The sequence below is a fragment of the Pseudomonas sp. TWP3-2 genome (assembly GCF_049897765.1).
Taxonomy (GTDB): domain Bacteria; phylum Pseudomonadota; class Gammaproteobacteria; order Pseudomonadales; family Pseudomonadaceae; genus Aquipseudomonas.
The window spans coordinates 48,888-73,198 of record NZ_JAFCWW010000015.1 but is presented as its reverse complement, the minus strand read 5'-3'; the positions used below and the strand labels follow the sequence as shown (position 1 = coordinate 73,198).

At 60.4% G+C, this 24,311-nt stretch carries 21 protein-coding genes; 11 read left to right on the top strand and 10 right to left on the bottom strand.

What is annotated here, in order from left to right; all coding sequences use genetic code 11:
- Window positions 1–73 precede the first annotated feature (73 nt).
- The 6 genes from ACP7EE_RS20395 to ACP7EE_RS20370 all read right to left on the bottom strand — a co-directional run bounded on the left by ACP7EE_RS20395 (window position 74) and on the right by ACP7EE_RS20370 (window position 7,921).
- A complete protein-coding gene (locus ACP7EE_RS20395; RefSeq protein ID WP_426236255.1) occupies window positions 74–844 on the bottom strand; it encodes an electron transfer flavoprotein subunit beta in 771 nt (256 codons plus the stop codon).
- A gap of 9 nt (window positions 845–853) precedes the next feature.
- Entirely contained in the window at window positions 854–2,074 is a 1,221-nt protein-coding gene (locus ACP7EE_RS20390) for an electron transfer flavoprotein subunit alpha/FixB family protein (protein ID WP_426236253.1), read from the bottom strand.
- Window positions 2,074–4,023 carry a dimethylglycine demethylation protein DgcB gene (gene dgcB, locus ACP7EE_RS20385; RefSeq protein ID WP_426236251.1) on the bottom strand — a complete coding sequence of 650 codons (1,950 nt, stop codon included), beginning with the start codon at window positions 4,021–4,023 and terminating at the stop codon, window positions 2,074–2,076. The genes ACP7EE_RS20390 and dgcB overlap by 1 nt, the downstream gene beginning before the upstream one ends.
- A gap of 208 nt (window positions 4,024–4,231) precedes the next feature.
- Window positions 4,232–6,292 (bottom strand): dimethylglycine demethylation protein DgcA, encoded by a 2,061-nt coding sequence (dgcA, locus tag ACP7EE_RS20380; RefSeq protein ID WP_426236249.1) that lies wholly within the window; start codon window positions 6,290–6,292, stop codon window positions 4,232–4,234.
- Between the two features lie 15 nt (window positions 6,293–6,307).
- Window positions 6,308–6,838: a DUF5943 domain-containing protein gene (locus ACP7EE_RS20375; RefSeq protein ID WP_003194877.1), complete on the bottom strand. Its 531-nt coding sequence runs from the start codon at window positions 6,836–6,838 to the stop codon at window positions 6,308–6,310.
- Window positions 6,839–6,943: 105 nt separating this feature from the next.
- The gene (locus ACP7EE_RS20370) at window positions 6,944–7,921 is read right to left on the bottom strand and encodes a dipeptidase (RefSeq protein WP_426236247.1); all 978 of its coding nucleotides are present in this window, start codon (window positions 7,919–7,921) and stop codon (window positions 6,944–6,946) included.
- Window positions 7,922–8,155: 234 nt separating this feature from the next.
- Between ACP7EE_RS20370 and ACP7EE_RS20365 the strand changes: the two genes are divergently transcribed.
- The gene (locus ACP7EE_RS20365; protein WP_426236245.1) at window positions 8,156–8,557 is read left to right on the top strand and encodes a lysozyme inhibitor LprI family protein; all 402 of its coding nucleotides are present in this window, start codon (window positions 8,156–8,158) and stop codon (window positions 8,555–8,557) included.
- Window positions 8,558–8,604: 47 nt separating this feature from the next.
- Window positions 8,605–9,021, top strand: coding sequence for a DUF3010 family protein (locus ACP7EE_RS20360; protein WP_426205701.1), 417 nt, complete (start codon window positions 8,605–8,607; stop codon window positions 9,019–9,021).
- Window positions 9,022–9,160: 139 nt separating this feature from the next.
- On the opposite strand, the gene ACP7EE_RS20355 is transcribed toward ACP7EE_RS20360, so the two are convergent.
- A complete protein-coding gene (locus tag ACP7EE_RS20355; protein WP_426236243.1) occupies window positions 9,161–10,105 on the bottom strand; it encodes a GlxA family transcriptional regulator in 945 nt (314 codons plus the stop codon).
- 206 nt (window positions 10,106–10,311) lie between these two features.
- Between ACP7EE_RS20355 and ACP7EE_RS20350 the strand changes: the two genes are divergently transcribed.
- From ACP7EE_RS20350 to ACP7EE_RS20330, 5 genes are all read left to right on the top strand, one after another.
- Window positions 10,312–11,256 carry a choline ABC transporter substrate-binding protein gene (locus ACP7EE_RS20350; protein ID WP_420647286.1) on the top strand — a complete coding sequence of 315 codons (945 nt, stop codon included), beginning with the start codon at window positions 10,312–10,314 and terminating at the stop codon, window positions 11,254–11,256.
- A 132-nt stretch (window positions 11,257–11,388) separates the two neighbouring features.
- A complete protein-coding gene (locus ACP7EE_RS20345) occupies window positions 11,389–12,276 on the top strand; it encodes a 3-keto-5-aminohexanoate cleavage protein (RefSeq protein WP_426236241.1) in 888 nt (295 codons plus the stop codon).
- A gap of 170 nt (window positions 12,277–12,446) precedes the next feature.
- A complete protein-coding gene (locus ACP7EE_RS20340) occupies window positions 12,447–13,412 on the top strand; it encodes an L-carnitine dehydrogenase (protein ID WP_426236239.1) in 966 nt (321 codons plus the stop codon).
- Between the two features lie 115 nt (window positions 13,413–13,527).
- A complete protein-coding gene (locus tag ACP7EE_RS20335) occupies window positions 13,528–14,004 on the top strand; it encodes a thioesterase family protein (RefSeq protein WP_426236237.1) in 477 nt (158 codons plus the stop codon).
- A gap of 257 nt (window positions 14,005–14,261) precedes the next feature.
- Window positions 14,262–14,525, top strand: a complete 264-nt coding sequence (locus tag ACP7EE_RS20330) for a hypothetical protein (protein ID WP_426205706.1) — start codon at window positions 14,262–14,264, stop codon at window positions 14,523–14,525.
- Window positions 14,526–14,654: 129 nt separating this feature from the next.
- Here ACP7EE_RS20330 and ACP7EE_RS20325 read toward each other — a convergent pair whose 3' ends face one another.
- Both ACP7EE_RS20325 and ACP7EE_RS20320 read right to left on the bottom strand, forming a co-directional pair.
- Window positions 14,655–15,758, bottom strand: coding sequence for a GlxA family transcriptional regulator (locus ACP7EE_RS20325; protein ID WP_420647291.1), 1,104 nt, complete (start codon window positions 15,756–15,758; stop codon window positions 14,655–14,657).
- A gap of 540 nt (window positions 15,759–16,298) precedes the next feature.
- Window positions 16,299–17,675 carry an L-serine ammonia-lyase gene (locus ACP7EE_RS20320; RefSeq protein ID WP_426236234.1) on the bottom strand — a complete coding sequence of 459 codons (1,377 nt, stop codon included), beginning with the start codon at window positions 17,673–17,675 and terminating at the stop codon, window positions 16,299–16,301.
- A gap of 433 nt (window positions 17,676–18,108) precedes the next feature.
- Between ACP7EE_RS20320 and ACP7EE_RS20315 the strand changes: the two genes are divergently transcribed.
- The 3 genes from ACP7EE_RS20315 (at window position 18,109) to choV (ending at window position 21,153) form a co-directional block, all read left to right on the top strand.
- On the top strand, window positions 18,109–19,056 hold the full coding sequence (locus tag ACP7EE_RS20315; protein ID WP_420647293.1) for a choline ABC transporter substrate-binding protein: 948 nt from the start codon (window positions 18,109–18,111) through the stop codon (window positions 19,054–19,056).
- A 76-nt stretch (window positions 19,057–19,132) separates the two neighbouring features.
- Complete coding sequence (gene choW, locus ACP7EE_RS20310) at window positions 19,133–19,978, top strand: choline ABC transporter permease subunit (protein WP_426236232.1); 846 nt, start codon at window positions 19,133–19,135, stop codon at window positions 19,976–19,978.
- A complete protein-coding gene (gene choV, locus ACP7EE_RS20305; RefSeq protein WP_426205709.1) occupies window positions 19,975–21,153 on the top strand; it encodes a choline ABC transporter ATP-binding protein in 1,179 nt (392 codons plus the stop codon). Before choW ends, choV begins: the two co-directional genes overlap by 4 nt.
- A gap of 209 nt (window positions 21,154–21,362) precedes the next feature.
- On the opposite strand, the gene ACP7EE_RS20300 is transcribed toward choV, so the two are convergent.
- The gene (locus ACP7EE_RS20300) at window positions 21,363–23,303 is read right to left on the bottom strand and encodes a BCCT family transporter (protein ID WP_426236297.1); all 1,941 of its coding nucleotides are present in this window, start codon (window positions 23,301–23,303) and stop codon (window positions 21,363–21,365) included.
- 379 nt (window positions 23,304–23,682) lie between these two features.
- Between ACP7EE_RS20300 and betI the strand changes: the two genes are divergently transcribed.
- Window positions 23,683–24,276, top strand: a complete 594-nt coding sequence (gene betI, locus ACP7EE_RS20295) for a transcriptional regulator BetI (protein WP_420647296.1) — start codon at window positions 23,683–23,685, stop codon at window positions 24,274–24,276.
- The last annotated feature ends 35 nt before the right edge of the window (window positions 24,277–24,311 follow it).

Below are 24,311 nucleotides of genomic sequence, written 5' to 3'. Positions count from 1 at the left end.
GGTCGATGTACCCGACCAATCCACCTCGGTCAGTCCCCTCTCCCTCCGGGAGAGGGCTAGGGTGAGGGGCTCTTCAGCGGACAACGCCTTCTTCGATCAGCAATTTGAGAATGGCTTCGGCGCCTGCCTGCGCAGTCACACCCTTAAGCACCTGACCACCGCCGCCACTGGCTTTAGCGGTAGCGGCTTTCATCCGGTCCGCCCCGCTCTTGGCTTTGATCACTTTCAGACGCTTCGGCCGAGGCTTGGCCGGTTGCAGCGTGGCCACCGCCAGCAACTCGTCATCCATCACCTCTACATCATCAGCCTGCAGAACCCCACGCCGCGCCGGTCCGTAAGCACTCTGCCGAGGCTTGGGCGCTGCGTTATCCACAGTAGCCAGAAACGGCAGCTTCACCTTCAACCGCCGTCGCTGCCCGCGCGGCAACGCTTGCAGTACCAGCGCCGAACCCTCACTGATCGACTCAACCTGCGCCAATCCCACCACCAACGGCCAGCCCAACCCTTCGGCGAGCAGAAACGGCAGCATCCCCGAGCCCTCGCCGGTTTCTGCCTGGCTACCGGTCAGCACCACCTGAGCACCAGCCTCGCGCAGATAAGCCGTCAACGCCGGCAACGCATCCGCGCCCGCCGGCTGTTCCAGCACATGCATTTGCTCAAGGCCCATGCCCAGATAGGCGCGCAACGCCGGTTCCGCAACATCACCGGCATGCAGCACCTGCAAGTTATCCCCAGCCAGTTGCAAGCCCAGCTCCACGGCGCGCGCATCCTGTTCGGCACGGCGTGGGCGGCCGGAGGTCGGGTGTGCCCCAATTGAAACCAGACTGATGATCTTCGTGTTCATAAGCGTTCCTTAAGCCGCATCGCGCTTGGCTTCGTTGCGGTAAGCCTCTACTGCCGCGATCAAGGCCTGAAGAATCTCCGCGCTCTCGCCGATGACCGAGAGGTCAGCACGTTTGATCATGTCGCAGCCCGGATCAAGGTTGATCGCCACGACTTTGTCGCAGGCGCCGATACCTTGCAGATGCTGGATCGCCCCGGAAATCCCCACCGCCACGTAAACCCGCGCAGTGACCCAGGTGCCGGACGCGCCGACTTGCCGGTCGCGGGCCATGAAGCCGTCGTCCACTGCCACGCGCGAAGCGCCTTCGGTAGCGCCCAACGCTACGGCAGTCCTGTGGAAAAGCTCCCAGTCACGAACACCATTGCCCCCGGAGAAAATGAACTCGGCTTCGGCCATGGGAATCGCCGCCGGGTCCACTGCTACGGCGCCGAGATCTTCAATGCGCGACAGACTGCGCGCGACGCTTGTGGATAACTCTACCGGCAGCGCTTCATGCCGCGTTTCACTGACCGGCTCGGCACATTCGGCGGATGCGAGAATCAGTCGTGCGACCGGACGCGCCAAGTCTTGTAAACCGGCGCCCGCGCGGCCGATACACTCTTGATCCTTGACCTGCCATACACGCGTTGCCGGGCGTTCGCCGAGTGCCGCAGCAAATCGCCGACCGAGTTCGCCGCCACCGCTGCGACTGTCTGGCAGCAGCCAGTGACGCGGACTGAACTGGTTATCCACAGCCCGCAGCCCCTGCACACGTTGCTCCGGTGCATAACCGCTGAATTCTTCGCCTTCGAGTACCAGCAAGCGATCAACGCCTGCGGTGGCGAACGCATTTTCTTTATGTTCACCAAACACCACGGCCAGCACCGCACCATCGCTGCCGGCCAATTGATGCGCCAGACCCAACAAGTCACGGTCATGACTGCTCAAGCGACCGCCAACCATGTCCGGCACCACGCTGATGTAAAACGCTGGCGCTGGCACCTGATGCAGCGGCAATTGCACTTCCACAGCGGCAGAACGTTTAGTCGCCCCGCCCTGTTGCGCGCCGCTGCGATCAATCCGCTTGATGCCGTTCGGCCCGATAAAACCGACGCCGTGCAGATTCTTGCGGATCACGCCGTTCGGCCCCATCCAGCTGTGTTGCGCCGGTTGCATCGCCGCATGCAGCGGATGCAGACGGTTGCGTGCGATCCATTCAGCGCGCGGGTCGCGGCGGATAATGTCGCTCATCAGTGGGCCTCCGCAGGTTCACGTTTGGCGGGGGTGGCAGGTTTGTTCGGGGCGGCATCTTCGAGCAGCGCGTCGGCCACCAGCTCAGCAATGTCCTTGATCAACGGACGCGGTTCGACCACGCCTTCGAGCATCGCCGTGCACTGTGGACAACCCACGGCCACCAGTTCAGCGCCGGTCTCGCGGATGTCGTCCATGCGCATGTCGGGAATCCGCTGCTTGCCCGGAATGTCGGTGATCGGCGCCCCGCCACCGCCACCGCAGCAGCGCGAACGGAAGCCGGAACGTTGCATCTCTTTCACTTCGATGCCGAGGGCGCGCAGCACTTCGCGCGGCGCCTCGTATTCGCCGTTGTAGCGGCCGAGGTAGCACGGATCGTGATAGGTCACGCTGCTGCCTTTGTGCTGACCGAGGTTCAGCGCGCCTGCACCGATGATTTCCGCCATGTAGGTGCTGTGGTGCTGCACCAGGTAGTTGCCGTCGAACGCGCCGTACTCGTTTTTCAGTACGTGGAAACTGTGAGGATCGCAGGTGACAATGCGGTTGAAGCTGTACTTGGCCAGGGTCTGAATATTGCGCTTGGCCAGCAACTGGAAGGTCGCTTCATCGCCCAGACGCCGGGCCACATCACCGCTGTCACGTTCTTCAAGACCGAGCACCGCGAAGTCGACTTTGGCCGCTTTCAGGACTTTGACGAACGCGCGCAAGGTGCGCTGGTTGCGCATGTCGAACGCGCCGTCGCCGACCCAGAACAACACGTCGGTGGCTTTCTTTTCGCTGAGTAAAGTGAGGCTCAGATCTGCTGCCCAGTTCATCCGCCCACCCGGTGCGAAACCGCCGGGGTTGTCGGTGGCGATCAGGTTTTCGAGGACTTCGGCGCCCTTGTTCGGCGTCGCGCCTTTTTCCAATGTGAGGTGGCGGCGCATGTCGACGATGGCATCGACGTGCTCGATCATCATCGGGCATTCCTCAACACAGGCGCGGCAGGTGGTGCATGACCACAGGGTTTCGGCGTCGACCAGACCGTTGACGATCGGTTGATGCGGATGGCCGCTGTGCTCGCCCACGGGTTTGCCTGGGTAAGGGCTGCCGGCGAACTTGGCATCAGTGCCGCCAGCGAGGCCGACGACCATGTCCTGGATAAGCTTTTTCGGGTTCAGTGGCTGGCCGGCGGCAAACGCCGGGCATGCAGCTTCACACTTGCCGCATTGCACGCAGGCGTCGAATCCGAGCAACTGATTCCAGGTGAAATCCTTGGGTTTCTCAACGCCCAGCGGTGCGGTTGGATCGTTGAGATCCAGCGGTTTCAAACCGGTGGAACGGCCGCCGCCAAAGCGCTCGGCGCGACGGTGCCAGGCTAGATGCAACGCACCGGCGAAGGCATGTTTCATCGGCCCGCCCCAGGTCATGCCGAACAGCAATTCCGACACGCCCCACAGCACGCCCACCCCGAGAATCGCCGCCAGCAACCAGCCGCCGAAGTTCTCCGGCAGAATCCCGGCCACTGGCAAGGTCACCAGAAAGAACGACGCCGAGAAGGCCAGCAGGCTTTTCGGCAGGCGCATCCACGGGCCTTTCGACAGCCGCGAAGGCGGGTTGCGCCGACGCAGATAAACGAAGATCGCCCCGACGAACATCACCGCCGACATCAGCAGCAATGCGTAGCCGAGGATGCGGTTATGCAGGCCAAAACCGTGCACCAGAATCGCCATCACCAGCGACGCGACCGCGCCGCCGGCCGTGGCGACGTGGGTGTTAGCAATGTATTTGTCCCGCGCGACCACGTGGTGCAAATCGACCATGTAGCGCTTGGGCATGGCCAGCAGGCCGCCAAGCAGATCGACCTTCGAGGCCCGACCGCGACGCCACATGGCCACCCGCCGTAGCGCGCCAAGGACGGCGAGGCCCAGGGCGGCGAACAACAGGATTGGAAGAAGGGTGTTCAACATAGGTGTTGCTCCCAAAGACTTCGGGGTCATGTACAAGCCGCTAAGGGCGAGCACCTACTTGTGGCGAGGGAGCTTGCTCCCGCTGGAGTGCGAAGCACTCCCAAAACAGTCTCCAGTGCTTATCTGATGCACCTCGACTTGAGTTTTTTGGGGCTGCTGCGCAGCCCAGCGGGAGCAAGCTCCCTCGCCACAGGTGATGGTTGTGCCTTTAGAAATCCTTGCACAGGCGCAGGGCGTCGTAGATCGCGGCGTGGGTGTTGCGCTGCGCCACGCAGTCGCCGATGCGGAACAGCAAGTAACCGTCGCCCGTAGTGCTCAGCGATGGCTGCGGCTTGATCGCGAACAGCGCGTCGATGTCGATCTGGCCTTTGTTGCGCGATCCGTCCTTGAGCCCGTAATACAGCTCTTCGTCCGGACGCACGCCGTTTTCCACCACGACTTGATCGACCACACGTTCTTCTTTGGCGCCGGTGTATTCGTTCTCCAGCACCGCGATCAGTTTGTCGCCTTCGCGGTAGACCTTCTCGAGCATCATGTCGCCGGTCATGATCACTTCTTTCGGGTACATGCTGCGGTAGTAGGTCGGGAACGACGTACCGCCGATAGCCACGCCCGGTTTGATGTCGTCGGTGACGATCTCGACCTGGCTGCCCTTGTCCGCAAGGTAGTCGGCAACCGACATCCCGGTGAACTCGCAAATCGTGTCATAGACCAGCACGTTCTTGCCCGGCGCGACCTTGCCGTCGAGCACGTCCCAGCTGCTGACCACTAGCCCTTCGGCGGCGCCCCAGTGTTCGTTCTGCTCAAGGAATGGATGGCCGCCAACCGCCAGCACCACCACGTCCGGACGCAAGTCCATGATCGTCGCGACATCGGCAGCCGTGCCCAGACGCAGATCGACTTTCAGCCGCGCCAGTTCCAGTTGGAACCAGCGCGTGATGCCAGCAATCTGGTCACGTTGCGGCGCTTTCGAGGCGGTAGTGATCTGCCCGCCAATAAATTCTTTTTTCTCGAACAGCGTCACGTCGTGGCCGCGTTCGGCGGACACGCGCGCCGCTTCCATCCCGGCCGGACCGGCACCGACCACCACCACTTTGCGTTTGACGCCGGTGGATTTCTCGATGATGTGCGGCACGCCCATGTATTCGCGGGAAGTCGCGGCGTTCTGGATGCACAACACATCCAGCCCCTGGTACTGACGGTCGATGCAGTAGTTGGCGCCGACGCACTGCTTGATCTGGTCGATCTGGCCCATTTTGATCTTGGCGATCAGGTGCGGGTCAGCGATGTGCGCACGGGTCATGCCGACCATGTCGACGTAACCGCCCTCGAGAATCCGTGTGGCCTGATTCGGATCCTTGATGTTCTGCGCGTGCAGAACCGGAGCTTTCACGACCTCTTTGATCCCCGCAGCCAGATGCAGAAACGGCTCCGGTGGATAACTCATGTTCGGAATAACGTTGGCGAGGGTGTTGTGGGTGTCGCAGCCCGAACCGACCACGCCGATGAAGTCGAGCATGCCGGTGTCGTCGTAATACTTGGCGATCTGTTTCATGTCCTCGTGGGACAAGCCGTCCGGGTGGAATTCGTCACCGCACAGACGGATCCCGACGCAGAAATCGTCGCCGACTTCCTTGCGCACAGCCTTGAGCACTTCGAGGCCGAAACGCATGCGGTTCTCGAAGCTGCCGCCCCATTCGTCGGTACGCTTGTTGACGCGCGGGCTCCAGAATTGGTCGATCATGTGCTGGTGCACGGCGGACAGCTCGACGCCATCCAGACCACCGGCCTTGGCGCGGCCAGCGGCAGTCGCGTAATTGCCGATCACCCGCCAGATTTCTTCCGGCTCGATGGTTTTGCAGGTCGCGCGGTGTACCGGTTCACGGATGCCCGACGGCGACAGCAGAGTTGGCCAGTGCTCACCGTCCCAACGCGAACGGCGGCCCATGTGGGTAATCTGAATCATGATCTTGGCGCCATGCTTGTGCATGGCGTCGGCCAGATTCTGGAAGTGCGGGATGATCCGGTCGTCCGCGAGGTTGACTGATTTCCACCAGCCTTGCGGACTGTCGATGGCCACACTGGACGAACCGCCGCAAATCGCCAGGCCGATCCCGCCCTTGGCTTTCTCTTCGTAATACTTGACGTACCGGTCGGTGGTCATGCCGCCGTCGGTCGCGTAGACCTCGGCGTGCGCGGTGCTGAGCACGCGGTTGCGGATGGTCAGTTTGCCGATCTGGATCGGCTGGAACATTGCTTCGAAAGCCATGGCGGGTTCCTCGACTTACAACGGCTTGACGGTGAACAGGCCGTCGTCGTGGCCTTCTTCGGAGCCACCGTAGACTTGCTCGGCAACCGTGCGGATGTTGCTGCCGCGCGCCTGAAGAATCTGATCCATGGCACCGGCAAACCAGCCGGTGAACATGTAGTCGACCTTGCGCCCGACCTTGCCGTACACGTAGACGAACGCCGAGTGTTCGAGCTTGACGCTGGCGGTGCCTTTGTCGAGGTCGATGTCCTGGATTTTGAACAGACCCCAGCCGCGCTGCGACAGGCGCTTCATGTAGTGTTCGAACACTGCGACGCCTTCCAGACCGTGGCATTCAGCTTCTTTTTCACACCAGTGCCAGGCGGATTTGTAGCCGGCCTTGTAGAGGATCTCGGCATAGGCGTCGGCACCGAGAACCTCTTCGATGCCCATGTGGTTGTTGACGAAGAAATGCCGTGGCACGTAGAGCATTGGCAGGGCGTCGGAGGTCCAGACACCGGTTTCGCTGTCGACTTCGATTGGCAATTGCGGGGCGATCTTGGCCATGGAAACTTGACTCCAGAAAAATGATGGTTCAGTGGTGGCCGCGGCCCTCACCCCAGCCCTCTCCCGCAGGAGAGGGGGCAGTTCGGCGGCGGTCTGTCGAAAGCGTTACTCGCCCCAGACGTCCTTGAGGACGTTGACCCAGTTTTCGCCCATGATCTTGCGCACAACGCGCTCGGAGTGGCCGCGCTTGAGCAAGGTTTCGGTCAGGTTGGGGAATTCGCCGACGGTGCGGATGCCCAGCGGGTTGATGATCTTGCCGAAGCTGGTCAGACGCCGGGCGTAGCCTTTGTCGTGGGTCAGGTATTCGAAGAAGTCCTGGCCATGCCCCTGGGTGAAGTCGGTGCCGATACCAATGGCGTCTTCGCCAACGATGTTCATCACATATTCGATGGCTTCGGCGTAGTCGTCGATGGTCGAATCGATGCCCTTGGCGAGGAATGGCGCGAACATGGTCACGCCGACAAAACCGCCGTGGTCGGCAATGAATTTCAGCTCTTCATCAGACTTGTTGCGCGGGTGCTCCTTGAGTCCCGACGGCAGGCAGTGGGAATAGCACACCGGTTTTTTCGATTCGAGGATGACTTCCTCGGAGGTCTTGGAACCGACGTGGGACAAGTCGCACATGACGCCGACGCGGTTCATCTCGGCAACGATCTCGCGACCGAAGCCCGACAGGCCGCCGTCACGTTCGTAACAACCGGTGCCCACCAGATTCTGCGTGTTGTAGCACATCTGCACGATGCCGACGCCAAGCTGCTTGAACACCTCGACATAGCCGATCTGGTCTTCAAACGCATGGGCATTCTGGAAGCCGAAGAGGATGCCGGTCTTGCCCTGCTCCTTGGCCTTGCGGATGTCGGCGACGGTGCGGACGGGGATCACCAAGTCGCTGTTTTCGCGGATCAGCTTCTGGCTGGCGGCGATGTTGTTGACCGTCGCCTGAAAGCCTTCCCATACCGACACCGTGCAGTTGGCCGCCGTCAGGCCACCCTTGCGCATGTCTTCGAACAGCTCGCGGTTCCATTTGGCAATGATCAGACCGTCGATAACGATGCTGTCGGCGTGTAATTCGGCTGGGCTCATCAGGCGTCCCCTTATTGGCAATCCATGCGCCGAATCGTCTGCCGGCGCTTTGGGGCCAGCATATGCCTCGGTGCAGCAGCAGCCGGGTGCAAAAACGACAGGGGAATTGCCGAAAGCGTCAATCCGCGACAAAGGGTCGCCAGCCGGCCCGACCGGCCACCTGTTCAAGCCCGCTTCCTTGGGCCAGAATCTCCCGCATCTTGGATACATCACCGGATTAGAGCGGCGACCTCAATGAAATCGATCTTCCTGGCCCTGACACTGATTGCGACCGGCGTACACGCTGCCGAAGAGTCCGACAACAACCCGTGTGACGCGGTCGAAAACGACGTGCAAACCCTGGAATGCTCGACCTACAGCCGCACCTCCGCCGAAGACCTGCTCAAGGAAAACTACACAAGCCTGGCCGAGCGCATGCAGACCGCCTACGGCAAAAACCCGACGCAACTGGCCGACATCACAGCCAAAATCAAAACCGCCCAGCAACAATGGCTGAAAACCCGCGACGCCGATTGCGCCGTCGAAGCCTTCCCGGCGACGGACGGCAGCAAGGCATTCAAGATTGCGCAGAATGACTGCGTGGCCAGGATGAGTGATGAGCGGTCGGAGTTTTTGGAGTCGATTGGGCAGGAGTGAGTGCTTGAGCTGTAAGCTGCACCTCTTCACCCAAAAAAGGGATTCTCATGAACATCTGCGGCATTGAAATCAAAGGCAGTGAAGCGATCATCGCCGTGGCCTCGCTCGACGGTTCGACCTTGAGCCATGTCGCCTTGAGCACCAAGAAAATCGCCCTCGACGATGATGACGAAGCGGCCAACGTCAAACGCTTCGCGGCGCAGGTGGCGTCGTTCGTGCGCGAGAACTCGATTGATCGGATTGCGATCAAGAAGCGCAGCAAGAAGGGTGAGTTTGCCGGCGGGCCGACGACGTTCAAGATTGAGGGTGTGTTTCAGTTGCTCGATGGTTGTGAGGTGACGTTGCTGTCGCCGCAGACGATCAATGCGCAGGCCAAGAAGCACAATTTCGACCTGCCGGGGACGTTGAACAAGTATCAGCATGAGGCTTACAAGGCTGCTTGCTCGGCGTTGGTGAAGAAGTAAACCGAATCACGACGTCACATTAAAACCTGTGGGAGCGGGCTTGCCCGCGATGGCGGTGTGTCAGTCGGTATCAATGTTGGATGTGCCGGCCTCATCGCGGGCAAGCCCGTTCCCACAGGTTCTTGTGGTGACGTCGAAATCAGGCCTGCGCGATTCGTCGGTCTTCGCGTGGGCAGCGGGCAAATTTCGCCCGATAGCTGCGGGTGAAGTAGGACGGTGATTCAAACCCGCAGGCGATGCTCACTTCCAGTACGCTCATATCGGTCTGACGCAACAATTGCCGGGCCTTCTCCAGGCGTAAGCGCAGGTAGAAGTTGCTCGGCGTGTCGTTCAGATGCAGGCGAAACAAGCGCTCCAGTTGCCGCCGCGTGACCTTGATCGATTCCGCCAGTTGCAGGGTGCTCAGCGGCGGCTCGCTGTGTTGCTCCATCTCGCCAATCACTTGCACCAGTTTCTTGTTGCTGATGCCGTAGCGCGTGGCGACTTCCATGCGCTGGTGGTCTTTGCGTGGTCGGATGCGCCCGAGCACGAACTGTTCGCTGACCTCGATGGCCAATTGCGGACCGTGGGCCTGGGCGATCAGATCCAGCATTAAATCGATGGAAGCAGTGCCGCCGGCCGAGGTGATGCGTCGGCGATCGATTTCGAACAATTCCTGGGTGACGCTGAGCTGTGGATAAGACTCCTTGAAGGCGTCGATGGCTTCCCAATGGAGGGTCAGGCGATGGCCGTCGAGCAAACCGGCTTCAGCGAGGACGAAGCTGCCGGTGTCGATGGCGCCAAGAATCACGCCTTCGTTATCCAGTCGCCGCAGCCAATGCTCCAGCGCCGGAGTGGCGAATTTCAGCGGTTCGAAACCGGCGACCACCAACAACGTTGCACCTTTCTTCAACGGCTCCAGCGCCGCGTCGGCGTTGACCGACATCCCATTGCTCGCCAACACCGCCCCGCCGTCGGCACTCAGTACATGCCAGCGATACAACTCGCCACGAAAACGGTTGGCTACTCGCAGCGGCTCGATGGCGGAGATGAAGCCGATGGCGGAAAACCCTGGCAGCAACAGAAAGTAGAAATCCTGGGACATGGCGCGCACTCGATTCGCGGGTAACGAGAGGGAGGGTAGCGTGCAACGTTGATACGCCAGTTGCGAGCGGCATTCAAGGGTGCAGGTCGCTACAGTGCAATTGCCGGTCGCCGTAGTGCGTTTGCACGACGCACTGGCTGCGTAACTTTGCATCACCGGCACGCAGATGCCGGAACTCACAATAACGACCTGCCGAGGAACCCGACATGAAACGACTGATCAGCAGCTGTGTTCTTGCACTCAGTGGTACCGCGTTTTTTAGCGCCAGCGTTATCGCCGCCGAACCCGCCTCGTGCAAAAACGTACGCATGGGCGTGGTCAACTGGACCGACGTGATCGCCACCAGCGCCATGACCCAGGTTCTGCTCGACGGCCTCGGCTACAACACCAAACAAACCAGCGCGTCCCAGCAAATCATCTTCGCCGGAATTCGCGATCAGCGGCTCGATCTGTTTCTTGGCTACTGGAACCCGCTGATGACTCAAACCATCACCCCGTTCGTCGACGCCAACCAGGTCAAAGTCCTCGAAGCGCCAAGCCTGAAAGACGCGCGCGCCACTCTCGCTGTGCCGACTTATCTGGCCGACAAGGGCCTGAAGACTTTTGCCGATATCGCCAAGTTTGAAAAAGAACTCGGCGGCAAGATTTACGGCATCGAGCCAGGCTCGGGCGCTAACACCCAGATCAAGGCGATGATCGCCAAGAACCAGTTCGGCCTCGGCAAATTCCAACTGGTCGAATCCAGCGAAGCCGGCATGCTCGCAGCGGTTGATCGCGCGGTACGCCGCAAGGAGGCTGTGGTGTTCTTCGGCTGGGCGCCGCACCCGATGAACGTCAACGTGCAGATGACGTATCTCACCGGCAGCGAAGACGCCCTCGGCCCGAACGAAGGCATGGCCACGGTGTGGACGGTCACCTCGCCGAAGTACGCCGAGCAATGCCCGAATATCGGACGCCTGCTGACCAACCTGACCTACACCGCCGAAGACGAGAGCCGGATGATGCAGCCGCTGCTCGATCACAAGGACGCCTTTGAGTCGGCCAGACAATGGCTCAAGGATCACCCGCAGGACAAGCAGCGCTGGCTCGAAGGCGTGACCACTTTCGACGGCAAACCAGCGGCGGAAAACCTGCAACTGACCACCAAGTAACCCTCGATTTAAGAGCCCCTCACCCTAACCCTCCCGATACGTCGGACCGCCCGGAGGGAGAGGGGACTGACGACGCTTCGCAGACCCAGCCGGGCTGCGGACAGACCCAACACGCCTGAAGGAAACCGCCTCATGAACCACGACGTCATCATCACCTGCGCACTCACCGGTGCTGGCGACACGACCGGCCGCAGCCCGCACGTGCCGGTCACCCCGAAACAGATCGCCGCCGCAGCGGTGGAAGCGGCCAAGGCTGGCGCCACGGTTGTGCATTGCCATGTACGCGATCTGCAGACCGGCAAGTTCAGCCGCGACGTGGCGCTGTACCGCGAAGTCATGGAGCGCATTCGCGAGGCTGACGTCGACATCATCGTCAACCTGACTGCCGGCATGGGCGGCGACCTGGAAATCGGCGCCGGCGAGAACCCGATGGAGTTCGGCCCGAACACCGATCTGGTCGGCCCGCTGACCCGCCTCGCACATGTCGAAGAACTGCTGCCGGAAATCTGCACGCTGGATTGCGGCACGCTGAACTTCGGCGATGGCGACACCATTTACGTCTCCACTCCCGCGCAACTGCGCGCTGGCGCCAAACGCATCACCGAGCTGGGCGTGAAAGCCGAGCTGGAAATTTTCGACACCGGTCATCTGTGGTTTGCCAAGCAGATGATCAAGGAAGGCTTGCTCGACAACCCGCTGTTCCAGCTGTGCCTGGGCATCCCTTGGGGCGCGCCGGCCGACACCACCACCATGAAAGCCATGGTCGACAACCTGCCGGCAGACGCGGTGTGGGCGGGTTTCGGTATTGGCCGGATGCAGATGCCGATGGCGGCGCAAGCGGTGCTGCTCGACGGCAACGTGCGGGTCGGGCTGGAGGACAACCTGTGGCTGGACAAGGGTGTGCTGGCGACCAATGGGCAATTGGTCGAACGCGCCACAGAAATCCTCAGCCGCCTCGGCGCCCGCGTACTCACCCCGGCTGAAGGTCGCAAGAAAATGGGCCTGACCCAGCGCGGCTGAACCTCATAACTGTGCCCCTTTTGAACCGGATTTGTGGCGAGGGGATTTATCCCCGTTGGGGCGCGCAGCGGCCCTGAAATTTTACGACTGCTGCGCAGCCGAACGGGGATAAATCCCCTCGCCACAGAGACTGTGTTCCACCAGAAATCAGCGATTTACAGGAAGTGACCATGAGCTTTATCACCGAAATCAAAACCTTCGCCGCACTCGGCAGCGGTGTCATCGGCAGCGGCTGGGTTGCCCGCGCCCTCGCCCATGGCCTCGATGTGGTGGCCTGGGACCCGGCGCCGGGCGCTGAAGCGGCGCTGCGCAAACGCGTGGCCAATGCCTGGGGCGCGCTGGAGAAAAATGGCCTGGCGTCGGGTGCGTCGCAAGATCGCCTGCGCTTTGTCGCGACCATTGAAGAGTGCGTGCGTGATGCGGATTTCATCCAGGAAAGCGCCCCAGAACGTCTCGAGCTGAAACTGGATCTGCACAGCAAAATCAGCGCAGCAGCCAAACCCAATGCTTTGATCGGCTCGAGTACTTCAGGCCTGTTGCCGAGCGAGTTCTACGAGAGTTCTACTCACCCGGAACGCTGTGTGGTCGGTCATCCATTCAACCCGGTTTATCTGTTGCCGCTGGTCGAAGTGGTCGGCGGCAAGAACACCGCGCCCGAGGCCGTCCAGGCTGCGATGCAAGTCTACGAATCCCTCGGCATGCGCCCGCTGCATGTGCGTAAGGAAGTGCCGGGATTTATCGCCGACCGTTTGCTCGAAGCGCTGTGGCGTGAGGCGCTGCATCTGGTCAATGACGGCGTGGCGACCACCGGTGAGATTGACGATGCGATCCGCTTTGGCGCCGGTTTGCGCTGGTCGTTCATGGGTACGTTTTTGACCTATACGCTGGCGGGCGGCGATGCGGGGATGCGGCACTTCATGTCGCAGTTCGGGCCGGCATTACAGTTGCCGTGGACGTATCTGCCGGCGCCGGAGCTGACGGACAAGTTGATTGATGATGTGGTGGACGGGACCAGTGAGCAGTTGGGTGAGCGCAGCATTTCGGCGTTGGAGCGCTATCGTGATGATTGCCTGCTCGCAGTGCTTGAGGCGGTGAAGACCACCAAGCAAAAGCACGGCATGGCATTCAGCGAGTAATCGACCTGCAGGACCGGCTCCCACACTGGATGGCTGAACCACACAACTCCAATGTGGGAGCTAGCCTGCTAGCGATGGCGGCAGCCCAATCACAATCAGTTCTGGATCAGCCGATATGCCCAAGTTAACCACCTACCAAACCAAAATCATCCCCGACTGGGTCGACTACAACGGCCACCTGCGCGACGCCTTTTACCTGCTGATTTTCAGCTACGCCACCGACGCCCTGATGGATCGCCTCGGCATGGACAGCAGCAACCGCGAAGCCAGCGGCAACTCGCTGTTCACCCTCGAACTGCACCTCAACTACCTGCACGAAGTAAAACTCGACGCCGAGGTCGAAGTGCGCACGCAAATCATCGGCCACGACCAGAAACGCCTGCACCTCTACCACAGCCTGCATCTGGCGGGTGACGACAAAGAGCTGGCCGGCAACGAACAAATGCTCCTGCATGTCGACCTCGCCGGGCCGCGCTCGGCGCCCTTCAGTCCAGAAACCCTGAGCCGACTGCAAGCCATCGTCGCCGAGCAATCCGACCTGCCTGCCCCGGCTTACATCGGCCGGGTTATCGCCCTGCCGCCATCGCGATAAACGCAGACAAAAAAAGCCCCGAGACCAGCCGTGACTGGATCGGGGCGAACATACTGTTGAGGAGCTGGCGCGGCGAGGGTGACCAAACCTTCGTGAAGCGAGCTGGGTCCAGTGTGCCGATTCCCCTCCCCGGCGAGTTAGCCGAAAACGACCTGTTCATAGCCGTCGCAGCCACTGCGACAAAACGCCCTTGCCGTCACCACGTACGACTACCAGAATCGAGCCACGACCTCCGATGCCGAAGAAGGATTTGCGTGATGATGTACGCCGATTTGATTGACCAGGAAGATCTGTTGGGCCAGCTCAAGTCGCTGGGTTTCGAAGTGCCGTCCGGCGCCACGGCCGAGCAGGCCTGCGAGTATGCGGTGCGCGGTCTGGATGATGTGCGGGCGAATACCCTGCGCACGATGGTCAAGCAGATGTACACCAGCAGCGCGACGATTTTGCCGGCGGTGCGTGAGGCGTTCGATAAACAGTTGTTGCCGGCGTTGGCGCAGTACCAACAGACCCGTAGCGCCTGACAGTCCGTCATCGCTGGCAAGTCGAGTCGTCGAACCGCAGCTCCCACAGTGACTAGTGTCGTTCACAGAATTTGTGTTCAACACAGAAACCTGTGGGAGCTGGCTTGCCAGCGATAAAGCCAGCTCGGTCTAGAGCCTTACACTGGCAAAAGTCGACTCATTGCGCGCCTGACTCAGCGCCGACATCGGCCCCGACAGCGGCGCCAGCACCAACGCTTGCGGCAGCGGCAACATCGCCACTTGCTGGGTAGTGTTGGAGCCAACGCGTTCGTCACGCGGCGGAATGCCGAAGTATTCGCGGTAGCACTTGGAGAAGTGCGGTGTCGAGACGAAGCCACACACCGAGGCCACTTCGATGATCGACATCGGCGTTTGCTTGAGCAACTGCCGCGCACGAATCAGCCGCAGTTTGAGGTAATAACGCGACGGCGAGCAGTGCAGGTATTTCTGGAACAGCCGCTCGAGTTGACGACGCGACACGGCGACGTAAACCGCCAGTTCGTCCAGATCGATCGGCTCTTCGAGGTTGGCTTCCATCAGCGCAACGATTTCCTGCAACTTCGGCTGATTGGTACCGAGCATGTGCTTGAGCGGCACACGCTGGTGATCCTGCTCGTTACGGATGCGTTCATAGACGAACATCTCCGAGATCGCGGCGGACAGTTCACGCCCGTGATCGCGGCTGATCAGGTGCAGCATCATGTCCAGTGGCGCGGTACCGCCGGAGCTGGTGAAGCGGTTGCGATCGAGGGTGAACAAACGCGTGCTCATCGCCACCCGCGGAAAAGCTTCCTGCATCGCCGCCAGGCATTCCCAGTGCACGCTGCAATCAAAACCGTCGAGCAGACCGGCGCAAGCCAAAGCCCAGCTGCCAGTGCACACGGCACCGAGACGCTTGGATTGACGCGCCTGGCTTTGCAGCCACGAGACGTGTTCACGAGTAACGGTGCGCTGAATGCCGATACCGCCGCAGACGATGATGGTGTCCAGCGCCGGGGCTTTGTGCATGGAGGCGTCGGGGGTGATCTGCAGGCCGTCACTGGCCCAGACCTGGCCGCCATCGACGGTGAGGGTGCTCCAGCGATACAGCTCGCGACCGGACAGCTGATTGGCCATGCGCAGGGGTTCGACTGCGGAAGCCAGGGAAATCAGCGTGAAATTGTCCAGCAGCAGAAAGCCGATGGATTGAGGCGCACGGTTCTGGGGTTGGGCCCCGGAGTTGAACGTCGTCATCGCGGTATCTCCTCACACAAAGCGGGTGATGGCCTCAGGCGGAGGCTCTTGTTATTGCCATCGTTCTCGCGTGGGAGACGGGCTTTGTTATGACAGAGCAATTGCCATGCCTGAAATTGAATGGCCGTTCAATAACTCCTGAAAACGACGTCGCGAGGCGTCTATACAAGATGCCGGACGAGGGGTATTTCGAAGTGCCATCAACCGCAGCGGGCGCCCTGTCCCAAAGCCTGTGAGCATATCGGTAGCACTTTTGGGAACAGGCTTGGTGCGATTGTCGGACAGTGTCACCAGAGGCACAGGGGACGGGCGGTAGCGGCGTGCAGCAGGCGCTGGTGGTGAGAAAGAGGCTTATCTGATTGCGACGCGCCAAAACGTGGCGCGTTTTGATTCGGGTGTGCACTTACCGCGCAGTTTTGACTGGTCTGGCCCAATCGCTGGCAAGCCAGCTCCCACAAGGATCTTCAGTGGTTTGAAGAAATCAGCAACACCGCAGAACCTGTGGGAGCTGGCTTGCCAGCGATTGGGGCCAACCCGGTCTCAGCACTCAACAGCACTGACCGCCAAGCCACCCCGCGAAGTCTCTTTATACTTGTCATGCATATCAGCGCCGGTATCGCGCATGGTGCGGATCACCCGGTCCAGCGAAATAAAGTGCTGACCATCCCCACGCAAGGCCATCTGCGCCGCGTTGATCGCTTTCACCGCCGCAATCGCGTTGCGCTCAATGCACGGCACTTGCACCAGACCGCCAACCGGATCGCAGGTCAGCCCGAGGTTATGTTCCAGGCCGATTTCCGCTGCGTTGCACAACTGCTCCGGCGTCGCACCAAGAATCTCCGCCAACCCCGCCGCCGCCATCGCGCACGCCGAGCCGACTTCGCCCTGACAACCCACTTCAGCGCCGGAGATCGAAGCGTTTTTCTTGCATAAAATCCCTACCGCTGCGGCGCCGAGCAGATAGTCGACCACGTTGGCGTCAGTCACCGCTTCGCTGAATTTCATGAAGTAGTGCAACACCGCCGGAATGATCCCCGCCGCGCCATTGGTCGGCGCCGTGACCATGCGCCCACCGGCAGCGTTCTCTTCGTTGACGGCAAGGGCGAACAGATTTACCCACTCCATGGCGCTGAGGGTCGAGCCGATCACATTGGGCTTACCCAACTCCTGGAGGCTGCGATGCAACTTGGCCGCACGCCTGCGCACATTCAGGCCACCGGGCAGGATGCCTTCGTGCTTGAGGCCCTGCTCCACACAATCCTGCATCGCTCGCCAGAGCTTCATCAGCCCGGCGCGGATTTCTTCCTCGCTGCGCCAGACCTTTTCGTTGGCCATCATCAGTTCGGCGACACGCAGATTGTTGTATTTGCACAGCTCCAACAGCTCGACCGCGCTGGAAAAGTCGTAAGGCAATTCAGTGCGATCCAGATCCACCACGCCGCTGGAAGCCTGCGCCTCATCCACGACAAATCCGCCACCGACCGAGTAGTAAGTGTCGCTATGCAGCTCACCGTGATCACCCTCGGCAATCAGGCGCATGGCGTTGGGGTGGAACGGCAGGTTTTCATCGATCAGGCGCATGTCGCGCGCCCAGACGAAAGGCACCGACAAACGACCGTCCAATAAGAGTGTGTGAGTTTCGCGTAAGGCCTGAATGCGCGGGCCGATCTGCGACGGATCAATCGCGTCCGGCCACTCGCCCATCAGGCCCATGATCACCGCGTTGTCGCTGCCGTGACCGATACCGGTAGCCGACAACGAACCGAACAGTTGCACCTCGACCCTGCGCACCTGTTCCAGTTGATGCCGGTCGCGCAGCGCTTCGACGAACAGCGCGGCGGCGCGCATCGGGCCGACGGTGTGCGAGCTGGATGGCCCGATGCCGATTTTGAACAGGTCGAACACGCTGATAGCCATTACTGCAGGACTCCTGAAGATGCCGGTTCGGGGCGGGGAGCGCCCGCTGGCGGAGCTGCTACGCTCAAGCTGCGATCCGCCAGGATGGCCGCATCATCAGGCTTTTGGTCACTCGCCCGGCGTCTGACACCGACGCACTCATGTCCACCAGCGCCGCGCCGTTTTTACCGAAGTTTTTCGCCGTTTTATGCGGTGCAGTCGGGCAAATCGAGCGAAAAAAAGCTGTAAACGACGTCACCGACACTGGATGCGACCATCCCTGTACTGGATACGACGCACCCTGTAGGCGTCAGATTTTCACTGGTACATGATCGTATCGACTCGATTGCAAGGCGCTGCGGTAGAGCTGTCTCCAGAACGCCATCCAACCGCAACCCATAAGTGCGGTGGTCCAGTCGGAACACTGCCAAAAAAAACACCAAGGAGTCCATCCATGAAAGGTTCCCCGTCGTTGTTGTTGGCCGCCATGCTGAGTCTGCCGTTGCTGGCTCAAGCCGCAGAGCCGGCGCAGTGCAGTACCGTTAACTTCTCCGATGTCGGCTGGACCGACATCACCGCCACCACCGCCACCACTTCCGTGGTGCTCAACGCCCTCGGCTACAAGACCAAGACCACCATGATCTCCGTGCCGGTGACCTACAAGTCGCTGGCCGACGGCAAGAACATGGACGTGTTCCTCGGCAACTGGATGCCGACCATGGAAAACGACATCAAGGCCTACCGCGAGGCCGGCACCGTGGAAACCGTGCGCACCAACCTCAAGGGCGCCAAGTACACCCTCGCCGTCCCGCAAGCGCTGTACGACAAAGGTCTGCATGACTTCGCCGACATCGCCAAATTCAAGAAAGAACTCGACGGCAAGATCTACGGGATCGAGCCGGGCAACGACGGCAACCGTCTGATCCAGAGCATGATCGACAAGGACGCCTTCGGCCTGAAAACCGCCGGTTTCAAAGTCGTCGAATCCAGCGAAGCCGGCATGCTGTCGCAGGTTGACCGCGCCTCGCGCCGTGGCACCGAAGTGGTGTTCCTCGGCTGGGCGCCGCACCCGATGAACAAGCGCTTCAAGATCCAGTACCTGACCGGCGGCGACGAGTTCTTCGGCCCGGATTTCGGCGCAGCCACCGTAGCGACCAACACCCGCAAGGGCTACGCCGAGGAATGCAGCAACGTTGGCCAATTGCTGAAAAACCTTGAGTTCACGGTCGACATGGAAAGCGAACTGATGGGCAACATCCTCGACGACAAAATGAAGCCTGACGCGGCCGCCAAGGCCTGGCTGAAAAACAATCCACAGGTACTCGAAACCTGGCTCGCCGGCGTGACCACCATTGACGGTAAACCTGGCCTGGAAGCCGTGAAAGCCAAGCTGGCGCCTTGAATTCAGGAGCATCGCTTATGCCGGACGGCTTCGGCTGTCCGGGCTGTTTTTTCCTCGCATGCGGACGTTCAATACCATGCTGATTGATCAGAAAATCCCTTTAGGCCAGTACATCGCGGGCTTCGTTGAATGGTTGACGCAGCACGGCGCCAACACCTTCGACGCAATCGCCGTGACACTGGAAACGATGATCCACGGCGTGACGTTTGCGCTCACCTGGTTCAACCCTTTTGTCTTGATCGGCCTCATCGCCCTGCTCGCTCACATGATCCAGCGCAAGTGGGGACTGACGGTATTCGTCATCGCCTCCTTTCTGCTGATCCTCAATCTGGGGTATTGGCAGGAGACCATGGAAACTCTCGCCCAGGTGCTGTTCGCCACCTTCGTGTGCGTGCTGATCGGCGTGCCGTTAGGCATCGTCGCCGCGCACAAACCGATGTTCTACACCATGATGCGGCCGGTACTCGATCTGATGCAGACCGTACCGACCTTCGTTTACCTCATTCCTACCCTGACCCTCTTCGGGCTGGGTGTGGTGCCGGGCCTGATCTCCACGGTGGTGTTCGCCATCGCCGCGCCGATCCGCCTGACCTACCTGGGCATCCGCGATGTCCCGCAAGAACTGATGGACGCCGGCAAGGCCTTCGGCTGCTCGCGTCGCCAACTGCTCTCACGGATCGAACTGCCACACGCCATGCCGAGCATCGCAGCCGGCATCACCCAGTGCATCATGCTGTCGCTGTCGATGGTGGTGATCGCGGCACTGGTGGGCGCCGACGGACTCGGCAAACCGGTGGTCAACGCACTGAACACTGCTGATATCGCCCTGGGCTTCGAAGCGGGCCTGGCGATCGTACTGCTGGCGATCATGCTCGACCGTATCTGCAAACAACCCGACGCTAAAGCAGGGGGTGACGCATGAGCATTATTCGCTTCGAAGACGTCGACGTGATCTTCACCAAAGATCCGCGCGAAGCACTGAAACTTCTCGATCAAGGCTTGACCCGCAGTGAGATCCTGAAAAAGACCGGGCAGATTGTCGGCGTGGAAAAGGCCAGCCTCGATATCAACAAAGGCGAGATCTGCGTGCTGATGGGCCTGTCCGGCTCCGGCAAGTCGAGCCTGCTGCGCTGCATCAACGGCCTCAACACCGTGAGCCGCGGCAAGCTGTTCGTCGAGCACGAAGGCAAGCAGATCGACATCGCGTCCTGCACCCCGGCCGAGCTGAAAATGATGCGCACCAAACGCATCGCCATGGTCTTTCAGAAGTTCGCGCTGATGCCGTGGCTGACGGTGCGCGAGAACATCAGTTTCGGTCTGGAAATGCAGGGTCGCCCGGAAAAAGAACGGCGCAAACTGGTCGACGAAAAACTCGAACTGGTCGGCCTGACCCAATGGCGCAACAAGAAACCCGACGAACTCTCTGGCGGCATGCAGCAACGTGTGGGCCTGGCCCGTGCGCTGGCGATGGACGCCGATATTCTGCTGATGGACGAACCGTTTTCGGCACTTGATCCGCTGATCCGCCAAGGCCTGCAGGACGAACTGCTGGAACTGCAACGCAAGCTGAACAAGACCATTGTGTTTGTGAGTCACGACCTCGACGAAGCACTCAAACTGGGCAGCCGCATCGCGATCATGAAAGATGGCCGGATCATCCAGTACAGCGTGCCGGAAGAGATCGTTCTCAACCCTGCGGACGATTATGTGCGGACCTTCGTCGCGCACACCAATCCACTCAACGTGCTGTGCGGGCGCAGCCTGATGCGCACGCTGGACAACTGCAAACGCATCAACGGTTCAGTGTGCCTCGATCCGGGCGGTGATTCGTGGCTGGACCTGGCGGAAGGCAACACCATCAAAGGCGCACGGCAGAACGGCGTGGCGCTGGACTTGCAGAACTGGGCACCGGGCCAGGCGGTTGAAGGCCTGGAGCGCAGGCCAACGTTGGTGGACTCCAATATCGGCATGCGCGATGCGTTGCAGATTCGTTATCAGACCGGCAACAAACTGGTGCTGCATGACAACAATCATGTGGTGGGGATCTTGGGCGACAGCGAGTTGTATCACGCGCTTCTTGGCAAGAACCTGGGTTAAGGCGGGATAAAAAAAGGGATCGCGGTGAGCGATCCCTTTTTTATTGGGTCAGGGAAAAGAGCCCCTCACCCTAACCCTCTCCCGGAGGGAGAGGGGACTGACCGACCTGAATTATCGAGTCGAACTCAGGCCTTGAAGATCACGACGATCTGCTCCCTCTCCTCCCTCTCCCTTAGGGAGAGGGCTGGGGTGAGGGGTAGCCCTTGATCTTAGCTGTACACCCGGCCAAGGAGCTGCCGATGGCTTTCAAACTGATCGAGCACATCCCGTGTGATCTGATCCTGGGTGAAGCCCATCAGGTCGTAGTCCTGACTGCCGTTGTGCAGATACACCTCGGCGCGGTAGTAGCGCTGGCGCTCCTCATCGGACTGCGCCGACTCGGTCGGAGTCGCCAGATAGCCATCGAGGCTGACTTCGTAAACGAAAGGGTTGCCCTCTTCCATCTCGACGCGCACGCCCATGCAGCGCTTGGATTTGCCCAACAGCGTCTGCACTTCCAGACCCTGTGCACGCATCTGCGCGGTCGCATCTTCCAGCGCCGGGCTGACGTGCTTGTCCATGAAGCGCTGTACCACCGATTGGCTCGGTTGCAGATCCAGTTGCGTCAGACGCTCACTGAAACCACGACGACCACGTTCAGCCAGTTGCGCCTGTTCCTGCTCGACTTGCACGTCCAGACGCATCTGCTTGTGCAGGCCGAACATGAAGAACACCAGCACCACCGAGAACGGCAGACCGGCCAGCACCACCATGGTTTGCATGGCTTCGAAGTTACCGGCGAACAGCAGTCCGATAGTCACCAGCGTGATCACCGCCGACCAGAAAATCCGCAGCCAGTGCGGCGCATCTTCGTCAACGTTGCCTCCCTTGCACGAAAGGTTAGCCATCATCACCGCGCCAGAGTCGGCCGGGGTCAGGAACAGCACGAAACCAACAAAGATCGACACACCGATGACAATCTTCGACGCCGGGTAATGCTCAAGCAGTTGGTAGATCGCCATCGACGGTTGTTCCAGCGCCGTCTTGCCGAGCTCCACCGCCCCATGGTTCATCACCAGGTCCAGCGCCGAGTTACCGAAGATCGACAGCCAGGCCAAGGTGAAGCCCAGCGGAATCAGGAGCACGCCGGCCACCAGTTCACGCACGGTACGACCACGGGAAATCCGCGCGATGAACATGCCGACGAATGGGGCCCAGGAAATCCACCAGGCCCAGTAGAACAGCGTCCACAGACCCATCCAGCGTTCAGACTTCTCGCCGCTGCCTTCGTACACATACAGGTCGAAGGTTTTCAGCACGATGCCGTTCAGGTAGTCACCGATGTTCTGCACGAAGCCGTTGAGCAGGTGCAGGGTCGGGCCGAACAGCAGGACAAAAATCAGCAGGCCGCTGAACAGCACGATGTTCAGGTTGGACAGACGACGGATGCCGTTTTCCACGCCGGACACGGCAGCGATGGTCGCCACGGTGCTCATCACGATGATCACGATCAGCAGGTTGGTGTTGCTGTGTTCCATGCCGAACAGGTTTTCCAGCCCCGACGACACTTGCAGCGACCCAATCCCCAGATTGGTCACCAGCCCCAGCAGGGTCACGAACATGCCGAAGCCGTCCACCGCGTGCCCGGCCGCGCCTTTGACCCAGCGCTCGCCGACCAGTGGATACAGCGCCGAACGCAAGGCCAGCGGCTGGTTATGACGGTAAGCAAAATACGCCACGGCCAGACCGACCAGTGCGTAGATCGCCCAGCCGTGCAGGCCCCAGTGCAGGAACGTCAGCTGCACCGCCTGACGCGCCGCGAGGTTGCTGCCGGCCACGCCTTCCGGCGGATTGAAGTAGTGATCCAGTGGCTCGGATGCGCCGAAGTACAGCAGCGAAATACCGATACCCGACGAGAACAGCATCCCCGCCCAGGCGCCGTAACTGAAATCCGGGGTGTCGTCCTTGCTGCCCAGTTTGAGTTTGCCGTACGAGGAAAACGCCAGACCCACGACGAATACCAGATAGGCGGCAATCACCACCATGTAGTACCAGCCGAAGCTGCGCGACAACCAGGCCTGAGCCACTCCCAGCATTCTGCCGGCCTCTTGCGGGGCGATGATCAGAATGGCGGTCAACAACAGAATCAGCGCGGTAGAGGTGTAGAACACCCAACCGTTGACCGTCACCTTCTCGGGCGGGGTCTTTATAAGAGAGGCAGAACTCATGGCACAAATGCTCCAGGCAGTGCGAGAGAAGAACACAAGGCAACACGGGCACCCGACCAATCGGTTACTTGGCAGCCGACCAGCGGGTGATATAAAGACACCGCGAAAAACCCGAAGCCCCAGAAACGCCGTGGCGTATAGGTTTCGAGCCGATTTAGATGTCGGATACTCGCCATTTACACGTAGGAAAAACCTGTAGGTAGCGACGATTTGTCGCAGATCTTATTCTTTGTTGATTGAACGTTCAATCAAAACAAAATAGACTGGCCGTCAATCCGATGAGCGTTGATCGCCCCTCGGAAGGCCTAAGGAGATGTGCAAGATGCCCAAGGTCGGTATGCAACCCATCCGCCGCCAACAGTTGATCGAAGCCACATTGCTGGCGGTTGATCAGGTCGGCATGGGGGACGCCAGCATTGCGCTGATCGCCCGTTTGGCCGGTGTCTCGAACGGCATCATCAGTCACTATTTTCAGGACAAGAATGGCCTGATCGCCGCCACGATGCGGTATCTGATGAACGTTCTCAGCGAGAACGTCACCGCGCGTCGTCAGGCGCTGACAGATGACAGCCCACGGGCGCATCTGCAGGTGATCATCGAAGGCAACTTCGACGCCAGCCAGGTCAATGGACCGGCAATGAAAACCTGGCTGGCCTTCTGGGCCACCAGCATGCATCAGCCGTCATTGCACAGGTTGCAGCGGATCAACGATCACCGTCTGTATTCCAACCTGTGCTGCGAGTTCCGCCGGGTGTTGCCGCTCGAAGATGCGCGCAGCGCAGCCCGAGGACTGGCAGCTCTGATCGACGGTTTGTGGTTGCGCGGCGCGCTGTCGGGAGACGCTTTCGACACCGAGCAGGCGCAACAGATCGCGTACGAATACATGGATTTCCAATTGGCCAAGCAGGTGAGCTAGAGCACAGAGAAAACGCTCGGCCCCTGAACTGTCAC